At 57.3% G+C, this 12,954-nt stretch carries 12 protein-coding genes and 1 tRNA gene; 6 read left to right on the forward strand and 7 right to left on the reverse strand.

Annotation, left to right across the window (positions count from 1 at the left end; translation table 11 throughout):
• Positions 1-84: 84 nt before the first annotated feature.
• Both ACR0IV_RS05045 and ACR0IV_RS05050 read left to right on the forward strand, forming a co-directional pair.
• A complete protein-coding gene (locus ACR0IV_RS05045) occupies positions 85-429 on the forward strand; it encodes an MmcQ/YjbR family DNA-binding protein (protein WP_480469717.1) in 345 nt (114 codons plus the stop codon).
• Positions 430-483: 54 nt separating this feature from the next.
• Positions 484-1,677 (forward strand): pyridoxal phosphate-dependent aminotransferase, encoded by a 1,194-nt coding sequence (locus tag ACR0IV_RS05050; RefSeq protein ID WP_480469716.1) that lies wholly within the window; start codon positions 484-486, stop codon positions 1,675-1,677.
• 8 nt (positions 1,678-1,685) lie between these two features.
• Here ACR0IV_RS05050 and ACR0IV_RS05055 read toward each other — a convergent pair whose 3' ends face one another.
• Positions 1,686-2,204 carry an outer membrane protein gene (locus tag ACR0IV_RS05055; protein WP_480657526.1) on the reverse strand — a complete coding sequence of 173 codons (519 nt, stop codon included), beginning with the start codon at positions 2,202-2,204 and terminating at the stop codon, positions 1,686-1,688.
• Positions 2,205-2,616: 412 nt separating this feature from the next.
• Here ACR0IV_RS05055 and ACR0IV_RS05060 point away from each other — a divergent pair, with 412 nt between their 5' ends.
• Positions 2,617-4,161 carry a trimethylamine methyltransferase family protein gene (locus ACR0IV_RS05060; protein ID WP_480657525.1) on the forward strand — a complete coding sequence of 515 codons (1,545 nt, stop codon included), beginning with the start codon at positions 2,617-2,619 and terminating at the stop codon, positions 4,159-4,161.
• 55 nt (positions 4,162-4,216) lie between these two features.
• On the opposite strand, the gene ACR0IV_RS05065 is transcribed toward ACR0IV_RS05060, so the two are convergent.
• The gene (locus ACR0IV_RS05065) at positions 4,217-4,462 is read right to left on the reverse strand and encodes an EF-hand domain-containing protein (protein WP_480469713.1); all 246 of its coding nucleotides are present in this window, start codon (positions 4,460-4,462) and stop codon (positions 4,217-4,219) included.
• Positions 4,463-5,006: 544 nt separating this feature from the next.
• Entirely contained in the window at positions 5,007-8,624 is a 3,618-nt protein-coding gene (locus tag ACR0IV_RS05070) for a vitamin B12-dependent ribonucleotide reductase (RefSeq protein WP_480657524.1), read from the reverse strand.
• Between the two features lie 546 nt (positions 8,625-9,170).
• On the opposite strand from ACR0IV_RS05070, the gene ACR0IV_RS05075 reads away from it, so the two are divergent.
• Positions 9,171-9,605, forward strand: coding sequence for a hypothetical protein (locus tag ACR0IV_RS05075; RefSeq protein ID WP_480657523.1), 435 nt, complete (start codon positions 9,171-9,173; stop codon positions 9,603-9,605).
• Positions 9,606-9,616: 11 nt separating this feature from the next.
• Here the strand turns inward: ACR0IV_RS05075 and ACR0IV_RS05080 are convergent.
• From ACR0IV_RS05080 to pdxH, 4 genes are all read right to left on the reverse strand, one after another.
• A tRNA-Pro gene (locus ACR0IV_RS05080) sits at positions 9,617-9,693 on the reverse strand.
• A 43-nt stretch (positions 9,694-9,736) separates the two neighbouring features.
• A complete protein-coding gene (locus tag ACR0IV_RS05085) occupies positions 9,737-10,204 on the reverse strand; it encodes a DUF192 domain-containing protein (RefSeq protein ID WP_480657522.1) in 468 nt (155 codons plus the stop codon).
• 7 nt (positions 10,205-10,211) lie between these two features.
• Positions 10,212-10,739, reverse strand: coding sequence for a cold-shock protein (locus ACR0IV_RS05090; protein ID WP_480469709.1), 528 nt, complete (start codon positions 10,737-10,739; stop codon positions 10,212-10,214).
• 121 nt (positions 10,740-10,860) lie between these two features.
• Positions 10,861-11,466, reverse strand: a complete 606-nt coding sequence (gene pdxH / locus ACR0IV_RS05095) for a pyridoxamine 5'-phosphate oxidase (protein ID WP_480657521.1) — start codon at positions 11,464-11,466, stop codon at positions 10,861-10,863.
• A gap of 135 nt (positions 11,467-11,601) precedes the next feature.
• Here pdxH and fabI point away from each other — a divergent pair, with 135 nt between their 5' ends.
• Together fabI and gpt are read left to right on the forward strand one after the other, a co-directional pair.
• Positions 11,602-12,408: an enoyl-ACP reductase FabI gene (fabI, locus tag ACR0IV_RS05100; RefSeq protein WP_480657520.1), complete on the forward strand. Its 807-nt coding sequence runs from the start codon at positions 11,602-11,604 to the stop codon at positions 12,406-12,408.
• 3 nt (positions 12,409-12,411) lie between these two features.
• Entirely contained in the window at positions 12,412-12,921 is a 510-nt protein-coding gene (gene gpt / locus ACR0IV_RS05105; protein WP_480469706.1) for a xanthine phosphoribosyltransferase, read from the forward strand.
• The last annotated feature ends 33 nt before the right edge of the window (positions 12,922-12,954 follow it).

Consider the following 12,954-nt stretch of genomic DNA (forward strand, 5'->3'; position numbering starts at 1 on the left):
TCCGGTTCATGCGCTTTGCCTAGCACGGGATCGGTTTTGAGCCAAGCCTTGAGTTTTAGCGCCCTCAGCGGCAGTCTGCCCACCATGACCCGTGATTACGTCAATTCCGTATGCGCAGACCTGCCCGGTGCCGAACTTTCCGACCCTTGGGGTGGCGGCCACGACGCATGGAAAGTTGGCGGCAAGATGTTCGCCTGCGTCGGTTCGGTCGGCGACGGAGTTTCGATCAAGACGCCCGACATAGAGACCGCGCAGATGCTGATTGATGCCGGGATCGGCACCAAAGCCCCCTATTTTCACCGCAGTTGGGTCCGGCTGCCTTGGGAAACCGAAGTCGACGAGATGCGGCACCGTCTGGTCACCTCGTACGACATTGTCCGCGCATCGCTGACCAAGAAAGTGCAATCTGGCTTGCCGCCACGAAGCTGATTGACAAAGCTGCGGCGCTCTGCCCCATTCGGCGTAAGGACCGGAGGGCGCGTCATGAAATTATCGCATCGCATCACGCATCTGACAGGCGGTGGATCGGATGGATGGGACGTTTTCTACCGCGCGCGCCGGATGATCGGCGAAGGTCGCGCGGTCACCGAACTGACCATTGGCGAACATGATATCCGAACCGATCCTTCAATTCTGGCTGCGATGGATGCCTCTGCCCGTGACGGTCACACCGGCTATGCCATGGTGCCCGGCACAGACCTGCTGCGCGATACAGTCGCTGCCCGCGTTCAGCTGCGCACCGGGGTCAGAACAACACGTGACAACGTAATGATTACGCCGGGTGGACAGGCCGCGCTATTCGCTGCGCATACGGCGCTCTGCGATCCTGGTGATGTTGGCCTGTATCTCGATCCTTATTATGCCACCTATCCCGGCACAATTCGCGGGGCCGGTGCTATTGCCAGACCCATCGCAACCCGTGCAGAAGATGCGTTTCAACCGCGCGCGCAGGATATCGACGCGGCCGCTGACGGCGCGGTATCGCTGCTGATCAACACGCCGAACAACCCAACGGGAGTGGTGTATTCCACCGAAACGCTCTCGGCCATTTCGAAGCTTTGCGAGCGCCGCGATTTGTGGCTGATCTCGGATGAAGTCTATGACACTCAGGTCTGGGACGGCACCCATGTCTCGCCGCGCGCCCTGCCCGGCATGGCCGAGCGTACATTGGTGATCGGATCAATGTCGAAATCTCACGCCATGACAGGCTCACGCTGTGGCTGGATCGTCGCGCCGGAGGAGGTGATCGAACACCTGATCAACCTTGCCACCCATACGACATACGGAGTGCCCGGTTTCATTCAGGACGCCGCCAGCTTTGCCCTGAGCGCCGGTCACGAACTGGAAGATCGGATATCCGAGCCATTTAGACGTCGCCGCGCATTGGCGCTTGAAGTGCTGGGCGCGCAACAAGCCGTTGGTTTGATCCCGGCACAAGGAGCGATGTACCTGATGCTCGATATCCGCGCCACCGGCCTCAGCGGAGAAGCCTTTGCCAACGCACTATTGGACACCCATTCCATCGCCGTTATGCCCGGTGAGAGTTTTGGGACCGCCGCCGCCGGACACGTCCGTGTCGCCATGACGATAGCGGATGAGAAGTTTGCCGCCTCGCTGAAATTGCTCTGCGATTTCGCTGCGCAGTTGGCCGGAGGAGTTCAGACAGCTACCGCCTGATGCCCGGATCAGAACCGGAACGTGGTCCGCAAATTGAACACATTTGCATCCAGACCTCGGCCCGAGGTTGGAATATCATCGAAATCCTGTCGCAAAGCCTCGCCACTGATGACGAACCGATCGCCTAGCGGATAGGCAACACCGATCCCGTAAACGGCAGCCGTGTCGCTATCACCCGAGGTACTGGCGCGTGCGGTGCCCACCACCACATAGCCGAGGGCCGGGCCAAAATCGTACCCGCCGCGCAGCTTCAGGCGAGACATACTATCGAGGCTTCCCTGAGACTGACCCAGATCAAGGTTCAGGCGGTTATATTCCAGTTCACCACCCAGAACGAAATTGCCAAAATCGTAGTCGTAACCGATAAGCGGTCCAAAGCTGCCACCGCTGCCCCCTGCACCACCAGATCCATCTACATCCGCATAACCAAAACTGAACCCGGCATAGGCACCGGTCCAATCCTCGGCCAGAACGGGCCCAGCTACCGCGAACAGTGCTGCGACAAATGTGGCCTTTATCGATTTCATTCAGACCTCCGAACCTATGGTGCCGGTCTGGGCGGATTGGCGGGGCTGCGTTTCAACACCTTGCAGCAATGATTATAACTTAAACTCTCGCGCTTTCGTTAATTAACTATGTACAGAGTAACAGATTTCTAGCGTAACGGGAAAAACATTTTCTCACGCTTAGTTGTGGTTCCATGACTAATTTCTGATAAAAATATCCATACCCAAGTCGCAAACGGGACAGATTATGTCGCCCGGTATTGGAACACTCAGGACACCAGACTGAGGGCACGCATGCAAAGTGATGTCGGAAAAATACGCCTGATCAGCCGCACCATTGGTGCGGATCGGGGACGTGCGGCACGCGGCAGGCCAGCGACACGCTGATCACACCTGAATATACGCTTGCAATCTCAGAACCGGACTCAATTCTATGAACGATCAAACCCGTAATTCCTCCCGCAGTGGTGGGCGCGCTGCGCGCCGTGCTGCCCGCGCCACGGCACTGCCAGAGCATCTCCGCCCCATCCGTCCCGGAATGGAAGGCGGTGTCCTCAATGTCCTGACCCAGGCCCAGATCGAGCGCATCCACGAGGCTGCCCTGACGGCGCTCGAAACCATCGGTCTGGCAGATGCGCCGCAAAGCGGTATCGATTATCTGACCGCCGCCGGGTGCACATTGGGCGACGATGGCCGCATTCGTTTTCCGCGTGCGCTGGTGGAAGATACGATTGCCAAGGCCAATCGCTCGGTCACGTTGTACAGTCGGGATGGAAAAACCGATCTGGAACTGACTGGTACCAAGGTTCACTATGGCACGGCCGGTGCTGCGGTCAGCATGGTCGATGTCCAAGGACAGGAATATCGTGACTCAACCGTCCAAGATCTACACGACGCCGCGCGTATCTGCGAACAGCTTGAAAACATTCACTTTGTTCAGCGCCCGATGGTCTGCCGCGATATCCCTGACAACCTTGAGATGGACCTGAACACAATCTACGCCGCGTGTTCGGGCACCTTCAAACACATCGGCACTTCTTTCACAGAACCCAGCCATGTCGCACCGGCAATGGAGTTGATCCACATGATTGCCGGTGGCGAGGACGCCTATCGCGAGCGACCTTTCGTGTCGAACTCGAACTGCTTTGTTGTTCCGCCAATGAAATTTGCGACCGAAAGCTGCGAAGTGATGGAGGAATGCATCAAGGCCGGGATGCCCGTTCTGCTGCTTTCCGCTGGCATGGCCGGTGCTACCGCGCCCTCAACCATCGCCGGAGCGATCATGCAAGCTACCGCTGAATGTCTGGCTGGACTGGTTTATGTAAACGCCGTAAGTCCCGGTGCTCCGGCGATTTTTGGCACCTGGCCCTTTGGCCTCGACCTGCGGACGGGCGCGATGTCTATCGGATCAGGCGAGCAAGCCTTGCTGACCGCTGGATGTGCGCAAATGCATCGCTTCTATAATCTGCCCGGCGGTGCCGCTGCGGGCGCATCGGACTCGAAACTGCCCGATATGCAAGCCGGGTGGGAGCAGATGTGTTCCAACGTCATGGCAGGCCTGTCGGGTCTGAACATGGTGTACGAAGCGGCTGGCATGCACGCCTCTCTGCTAGGCTTTTGCCATGAAAGCCTCATCCTCAGCGATGATCTGATCGGTCAGGCGCAGCGCTGCGTGCGCGGCATTGAGGTCAGTGATGAAACGCTCGCGCTGGATCAAATCGCCGAGGTCTGCATGGGTGGCCCCGGGCACTATCTGGGTACGGATGCGACGCTCAGCCGGATGCAGGCAGATTACGTCTATCCGACTTTCGGCGACCGGACCTCGCCCAAGGAGTGGGCGGAACTCGGAAAGCCCGATCTGATCGAAAAGGCCATCGCTCGGAAGGAAGAGATCTTGGCGACCCCTTCCATGGCTCGGTTCGATCCGGTTCTGGATGCTGAACTGCGCAGCAGGTTCAACATTCACTTGCCTACGTAAGATGTTGAAAACAGGCAGCTCGATGCATATCGAGCTGCCTTCTTTATCGCTACGTTCACCCGTTGGATGGCGGTAGCAACCCTGCTTCCTGCGCGACCGCGATCTCTTCGGGATCCAACGCTCCGTCCCCATTGGCATCCATCAGCGCAAAGCCATCGGCATCGACACCAGGTACAACCGCCTGCACTTCTTCGATGGTCAGAACCCCGTCGCCATTTGTGTCAGCCGTTCCCTGTGCCAGAGCCATCATCGGCAGTCCAAAAGCCAGAGTGGAAAGTATCGCCAGTTTCTTCGGTTCCATTTGTGCCTCCTGAGTGTGTTTTAGGTGTATTTCTCGTCCGGACAGGCACCACAAAACGCCTCTTGATCACACAGGTCACCCGCATTCCGCGATCCCAAGCCATTCAGGCCAATCTCTGCGTGTTTGACTGAGTCGCATCTGCAAAGCCCTGCCGGGCAAAACGGCCAACTGAAGATTAGGCAAGCTTTACCCGATGAAAGGCGTGCGATCCGGCAAGGGTCTGCTGAAAAGACCGACTCGGCGGCCCAAAAAAGAAAGGGGGCCGAAGCCCCCTGTCAGTTTCGCCTTCCAGGCTCATTTCGTTGACCGCCCGGTGTTTTTTTGCCTGCGGCCTGGACTGCGCATGGGGCGAGCGCACCCGCCCCGTGAGAGAGTGGGAGGGAGCAAATATTCCGCCCCACCCTGTTCCCGGCCAACACGGGCATGTCGGCCGAGTGGACCAAGGCATCGATGGTAAGTCTCAGCGCCTTGCTCCGTATTCGTCGGGGTCGGTACCTGTGGCAGCTATCCGACCCCTGCACCCCGGGTTGCCGGGGCGCTAAACTCAGCTACACCCGCTTGTTGCACCGCAAGTGTTGCATTTCATGCAGGTGCCGTTGCGCACCAACGTGTAGTTTCCACATTCACCGCAGGGATCGCCCTCGTATCCTTGCATTTTGGCCTTGGTGCGGGCGTCCATTCCGGTCGCAACCACCGTTTCAGCAGGCGCTTCAAAAGTGGCTGCGGTTTCGGTCATGCCGGTCACATCAGCCTGACCGCCGTTGAAGACCATCAGGTCCTGCGGCAGACGTTTGCGCAGATAGCCAGTAGAGCTGATTTGCTTCAACACTTCCAAGGACTTGGTCGCCGCGCTTTCACTGATCTCCGAAACATTTGACAAACCGTCTTCCTCACCTCGCCCCAGATCGTCGAAGGTGGCCCCTTCGGGTTTCACATGGGCCAGATCGGTGCGGTCCAGATAGGACACAGCCAGTTCGCGGAAGATGTAGTCGAGGATCGACGTCGCGTTCTTGATCGAGTCATTGCCCTGCACCATTCCCGCCGGTTCGAACTTGGTGAAGGTGAAGGCGTCGACGAACTCTTCCAGCGGCACGCCGTATTGCAGGCCAACAGAGACCGCGATAGCAAAGTTGTTCATCATCGCTCGGAAGCCAGCGCCTTCCTTGTGCATGTCGATGAAGATTTCGCCCAGCTTGCCGTCTTCGAACTCACCGGTGCGTAGGTAAACCTTGTGGCCACCAACGATCGCCTTCTGGGTATAACCCTTGCGGCGATGGGGCAGTTTCTCGCGATGGCTGCGGATCATCTCCTTGACCACAACCTTCTCGATCACCTTCTCGGCCAGAACGACAGCTTTTTCCTGCGTCGAACCGCTTTCCAGAACTTCTGCCGCTTCGTCGTCATCCTCGACCAGCGCCGCCGCCAGAGGCTGCGACAGTTTCGAGCCGTCACGATAAAGCGCATTGGCCTTCACACCCAGCGACCAGCTGAGTTCGTATGCTTTCTGGCAATCCTCGATGGTCGCGTCATTCGGCATGTTGATCGTTTTCGAGATCGCGCCCGAGATGAAGCTCTGCGCCGCTGCCATCATGGTGATATGACTATCAACCCCAAGGAAACGCTTGCCTTTTTTACCACACGGGTTGGCACAATCGAAGATCGCGTAATGCTCTTCCTTCAGGTGCGGCGCGCCTTCCAGCGTCATGGTTCCGCAGACGTGGTCGTTCGCTGCGTCGATATCGGCTTTGGTAAAGCCCAGATGGCGCAGCAGATCGAAGGTCGGGTCGTTCAGCTTGGTTGCCGGGATGCCCAGAACACCGGTGCAGAAATCCTCGCCCAGCGTCCACTGGTTGAACACGAACCGGATATCAAAGGCCGACTCCAGCGCGGCGTCCACTTTCGCCAGTTCATTGGGGCCAAAGCCGTGGCCAGTCAGAGAAGTGTGGTTGATCCCCGGCGCGTTGCCGATGGTGCCGTGACCAACCGCATAGCCCACGATTTCTTCGATCTGAGCCGAGGAATAACCCAGCTTTTCCAGCGCCGACGGCACCGAGCGGTTGATAATCTTGAAGTAACCGCCACCGGCCAGCTTTTTGAATTTAACCAGCGCAAAATCGGGCTCGATCCCGGTTGTGTCGCAGTCCATCACCAGACCAATAGTGCCGGTCGGTGCGATAACTGTGGCCTGCGCGTTGCGGTAGCCGTTCTTCTCACCGAGGTTCAGCGCCTCATCCCAAGCCGACATGGCCAGATCGACCAGACGTTTGTCCGGGCAATTGCCGTGGTCCAGAGGCACCGGCTTCACGGCCAGCTTCTCATAACCGTCGGTCACACCTTGCGACGCACGGCGGTGGTTACGGATGACGCGTAGCATGTGATCGGCGTTGCGCTCATATCCTTTGAACGGGCCAAGCTCGCCTGCAATCTCCGCCGAGGTCGCATAAGCCACACCGGTCATGATCGCGGTCAGCGCGCCACAGATCGCCCGGCCCTCGTCCGAGTCATAGCTGTAGCCCATGTTCATCAGCAGACCGCCAATATTGGCGTAACCCAGACCCAAAGTACGGAAGTCATAGGACAGTTGCGCGATTTCCTTCGACGGGAACTGCGCCATGGTCACCGAGATTTCCAGCGTCAGGGTCCACAGGCGCGAAGCGTGCATATAGTCCGCCGCCTGGAACTCACCATCCTTGAGGAAGGTCAGCAGGTTCATCGACGCCAGGTTACAGGCCGTGTCATCGAGGAACATATATTCCGAGCACGGGTTCGAGCCGCGAATCTCACCATCTTCGGGGCATGTGTGCCATTCGTTGACGGTATCGTGGAATTGAATGCCCGGATCGGCACAGGCCCAAGCGGCGTGGCCAACTTTCTCCCAAAGGTCCCGCGCCTTGACGGTGCGAGCGACCTTGCCGTCGGTGCGGTTGATCAGTTCCCAATCGGCATCTTTCTCGACAGCGGTCAGGAACGCATTGGTCACGCGGATCGAGTTGTTCGAGTTCTGACCCGAGACCGAGCTATAGGCCTCCGAATCCCAGTCCGTGTCGTAAGTCGGGAACTCGATGCTGTCGTGACCCTGCCGCGCATAGTCCAGCACGCGCTTGATGTAAGTTTCGGGGATCGCAACTTTTTTCGCCTCACGCACCGCTTTCTTCAAACTATCATTCTTGTTGGGCTCATACGCATCGTCCTGCGCACCGTCCCAGCTGCGGATGGCCTCGAAAATGCCATTCAGCATCTTCTCGTGCATCTTTGATCCCGCAACGATCGAGGCAACCTTCTGCTCTTCGATCACTTTCCACTCGATGAATTGCTCGATATCCGGGTGATCCGCATCGACGATTACCATCTTTGCTGCGCGACGGGTTGTCCCGCCCGATTTGATCGCGCCGGCGGCGCGGTCACCGATCTTGAGAAAGCCCATCAGGCCCGAGGACTTGCCGCCACCCGACAGCGCCTCGCCCTCAGCCCGCAGATGGCTGAAGTTGGTCCCGGTACCTGAGCCGTATTTGAACAGGCGCGCCTCGCGCACCCACAGATCCATGATACCGCCTTCGTTGACCAGATCATCATCTACGGACTGGATGAAGCACGCATGCGGCTGCGGGTGCTCGTAAGCCGATTTCGATTTGGTCAGCTTGCCGGTTTTGTAGTCAACATAATGGTGACCCTGCGCCGGACCGTCGATTCCATATGCCCAGTGCAGACCGGTGTTAAACCACTGCGGCGAGTTAGGCGCGGCGCGCTGGGTTGCCAGCATATACCGCATCTCATCAAAGTAAGCGCGCGCGTCGTCCTCGGTCGAGAAATAGCCGCCCTTCCAGCCCCAATAGGCCCAAGCACCAGCCAAACGGTCGAACACCTGCTTTGACGAAGTTTCACCATCGAATTCAGCGTCATCAGCGGGAACAGAGCGCCACAGGAACTCAGGGACGTCCTTCTCCTTGACCTTTTTCAGCTTGGACGGAACACCCGCCTTGCGGAAATACTTCTGCGCGATGACGTCGCTGGCTACCTGGCTCCACTTCGCGGGAACCTCGATCTCGTCCAAGCGGAACACGATGGTGCCATCCGGATTGCGGATCTCGGACGTTGCGGACACAAAATCCAGCTCGGCATATGCATCCTGCCCCGGTTTGGTGAATTTTCTTTCAATCTTCATGTCCGCTGCCCCAGCTTCACGTTGTCCAAAATTCTCAACCCCGACACCAAATCTTGTGTTGCGGGGTGCCGCCCGCACAACCGATTCAACAAAGGCACAAAGGACCTAGCGCTGCCCGTTACAGCGCAGAACCGCTTACGCAGTCGCACGTTATATTGGTTTGCTGTCCGTCCCTTGCCCGACGCCCGCTTCCGGTCATTACCTACCAGATTTAGTGGCTCTCTCATCGGTCTATACAATCTGACGTATATACCCATAGTTGGTCAACGGGCTTTTTGGGTCATTTTTGAAATCTTTTGGCTTGACCCAATCTGACAAACAGGCGGGAAATCGCCGGTCGATGATTCCTCCACAGGCCGGTCACCCGGATCAATCACGCACGAGCCATTAGTCCCAAATTGATTTCCCGTTTTGAACGCCACAGTTACGCGAAATTGATCAAGCACGCGGCCATTAAGAACACTATTAGAGAATCATCGTCTACTCTGCTGAACACATGGCATAGTCAGCGTGTTGTGTTTTTTCTGTACGGGATTTTATTCCGCCATGCGCCTGCTGCTTCTGTTGCCCCTTCTGGCCCTGACCGTGTCTTGTGCATCACAAGAGGCGCTGCTTGCCTCGCGCAGCGCTCAGTTCCCAAGTTATCCAGTAAGCTTGTTCAACACCTTCAAGACAGATTGCTCCGGCCCCGGTGACAGCTATCGGAAAACCAGTTCAAACAGCTATGAGTGCCACGAGACACTGTCCCCTGAGGCCACCGCCTATCTGATTCTCAGCTATGACGGTTATCCGCAGAATCTGCCTCAGATCGTGACACGGCTGAGCTCGACAAAAAACCAACAAGGCTATCGCGTAGATGCCGAGTTGTTTTTCCTTGTTCCGCAGAAAAGCGGCAAAACGCTAAGGATTCCGGTAGAAAGCAAGGATTTGGATCGCGATTTTTCGCGCCTCTACAACACTTTCGGCGGAACGCCGGTGTAAGCTGAGAGAAGTGGTCGGGGCGGCAGGATTCGAACCTACGACCCCCTGTACCCAAAACAGGTGCGCTACCAGACTGCGCCACGCCCCGGACCGTGCGCCTTCCTAAACGCGGCAATCTGATTTGAAAAGCCCTAACAGGGCCAAATTGCGGGACCTTGCGAAAAAACTTCGTGTCGCATCTGAGTTCCGGGCCGAATGCCATAGCGTGCAGCGAGCCCTGCATTGATTTCAAGCACAGCATAGACCGAATCGCCGCCCTCGATCGGGGTCAGATCGCCAGGAACGGCCCCTTCATGCACGCGCGTCACCGCGCCAGCGCGATCCACAAAAATCATGTCGAGCGGAATCAGTGTGTTCTTCATCCAGAATGCCACGCGTTGCGGCGGATCGAAGATAAACAACATCCCCGACCGGCTGGGCATGCTCTCACGGAACATCAATCCGCGCGACCGTTCCTCTGGGGTCACTGCCAGTTCGATGTCGAACCGAACCTGCGCCGCATCATTTCGCAGCTCAACCCGGTCAGCACGACACTCGGCCCAGGCGGTCCCAGAGAACAGAACCGTGAGAGCAATTGGAGCTGTCGCGAATTTCTTCATGTACTGCTTAACTGTTCAGTGCCGCTTCCCAGGCTAGCACCTGAGCGGCCATGCGCCCGCGCTTGCCATCGATGACCCGCATGGCCAGCGCCTCGCCCGGTTGCAGATCAGCAAGGCCCGAGCGACGCAGAACCTCAATATGAAGAAACACATCTTCGCTGCTGCCGAACACGTTCGCAAACCCGAAACCCTTGCCCTTATCGAACCATTTGACCCGCGCAGCCTCGAGCGGCGCGCTTCCGATCACGTTCGGATCAAGCTCGGCAAAATCGGCAAGCATCATGGTCTCGGCACGAACCGGTGGGTCCACACTGACGACCTCGACCGCTTGAACACCGCGGTCGGTCTTGTGGGTCATGATCTCGATCCCGGCCCCGTCCGCGACCGAGCTTTGACCGAAATTCCGCAAGACGTTGACGTGCAACAGAATATCCGGCCCACCTTCGTCGGACACAACAAATCCGTACCCCTTGGCGGGGTCGAACCATTTTACGTGTCCACGAACGCGGTACATGCTGTTCAGATCTTCTGGCACTGTTTTCCCATCACGAAGATTACCAAGTCGTTAAGGGTTTGTTGTTTATGGTATTGGCCCGCAAATTCAAGCTGAAAAAAGCCTTTGTTTACCGACTGTTGCATTTCACGATACGCGAACGTCACGGATTTAACCTCTGCACTTGCCAGTTAGATGCGTCACCGTCACGTCTCCACTGAAACCGATCATGCAGCCGAAAGGCTCCGTCGGCCCAAAACTCAATCTCAACAGGCACCAATCGATACCCACCCCAGAATTTAGGGCGCGGCGGATTCGTTCCCAGCTTGGCCGTCACTTTAGCCACTTCGGCCATCAGAGTTGCACGGCTTTCAAGCGGTTGCGACTGATGCGACGCCCAAGCCCCTAGTCTACTCTTGAGCGAGCGCGATGCATAGTATTCATCCGCCTGCGGACCGTCCTCGCGGGTGATGGTACCACGAACACGAATTTGACGCCGCAAAGATTTCCAGTGCATCACGAAGGCTGCCTTGCCGGCGTCATCGAGTTCCTGGGCTTTGGCGCTGTGATAATTGGTATAAAAGACAAACGCGTCTTTTTCGATTTCCTTCAGCAATACCATCCGGACATTGGGTAGACCCTCTGGATCCACGGTCGCCAGCGCAATCGCGTTCGGATCGTTTGATTCTGTCTTCTCTGCCTCAGCCAGCCACCGTCCCGCAATTTCAAACGGATCGGCCCCGGCAAAGATGCCACTGCGCTCGTTCATTTCCATCCCCTGGAAACAGTTGAACCTGACCCTAAGGCGAGAACCCGCTGCGGGCAAGAGCGCATGGCCTTGATGCAGGCCAATCAATGGCATAAACCAACCGAACATAACGCGACGACATGCGGAGAACCGAAGATGTCAAATCAGTTGATGGCCGGAAAACGCGGCCTCATCATGGGACTGGCCAATGACAAATCAATCGCATGGGGAATCGCCCGCGCCTTGTCCGATGCCGGGGCCGAACTGGCCTTTTCCTATCAGGGTGATGCCCTGAAGAAACGTGTCGACCCTTTGGCGGCGCAACTGGGCAGCGAGGTCGTTTTGCCCTGCGATGTTAGCGACGAAGAATCAATCGATGGGCTGTTCGCAGCACTCGAACAGAAATGGGGTAAGCTGGATTTCGTCGTGCACGCCATCGGCTTCTCCGACAAGAACGAGCTGCGCGGCCGCTATGTCGATACCAGCCGTGCGAACTTCAAGCTGACCATGGACGTGTCGGTTTATTCGTTTACCGCAGTCATGCAGCGCGCCGAAAAGCTGATGACCGAGGGAGGCTCCGCCATCACGCTTACCTATTACGGTGCCGAGCAGGTGATGCCGCATTATAATGTCATGGGCGTCGCAAAGGCCGCGCTTGAAGCTTCGGTGAAATATCTTGCCGAAGACCTCGGTAAGGATGGCATTCGTGTGAACGCGATCTCGGCCGGTCCGATCAAGACGCTCGCAGCCAGCGGCATCGGTGATTTCCGGTACATCATGAAGTGGAACGAGTATAACTCGCCCCTGCGCCGCAACGTCACGATCGACGACGTAGGCAACTCAGCGCTTTACTTGCTGTCTGATCTCAGCAGTGGTGTGACCGGTGAAAACCTGCACGTGGATTCGGGCTATCACATTGTCGGCATGAAAGCCGTTGACGCACCAGACGTTGAGAAGGGTTAACACATGAGCGCCAAGGATCGCCTGCCCCACGAAAAAGGCTTTCACATCAGCTGGGACCAGATTCACCGCGACTCGCGCGCCTTGGCATGGAGGCTTGACGGGCAAGGCCCCGACGACGGCGCATGGCGCGCCGTCGTGGCCATCACTCGCGGTGGCATGGCTCCTGCGATGATTGTCAGCCGCGAACTCGACATTCGCACCGTCGATACCGTCAGCGTGAGATCCTATCACCATCAGGAACAGGGCGAGGCCGAGGTACTGAAGGCTCCTGACGCCGATTTGATGGGAGATGGCGAGGGCATTCTGATCATCGATGATCTGGTCGATAGCGGCAAGACGCTGGAACTCGTGCGTGAGATGTACCCCAAAGCTCATTTCGCCACCGTATATGCCAAACCCAAAGGCCGCCCGATGGTTGATACCTTCATTACCGAGGTCAGCCAGGACACGTGGATCTTCTTTCCGTGGGACATGGCCCTGCAATATGTCGAGCCCTATCGCGGCACCGACTGACCTTTTTTTGCTGTTCAAGAAACCTCGGATCGC

The organism is Ruegeria sp. C2 (assembly GCF_056537765.1).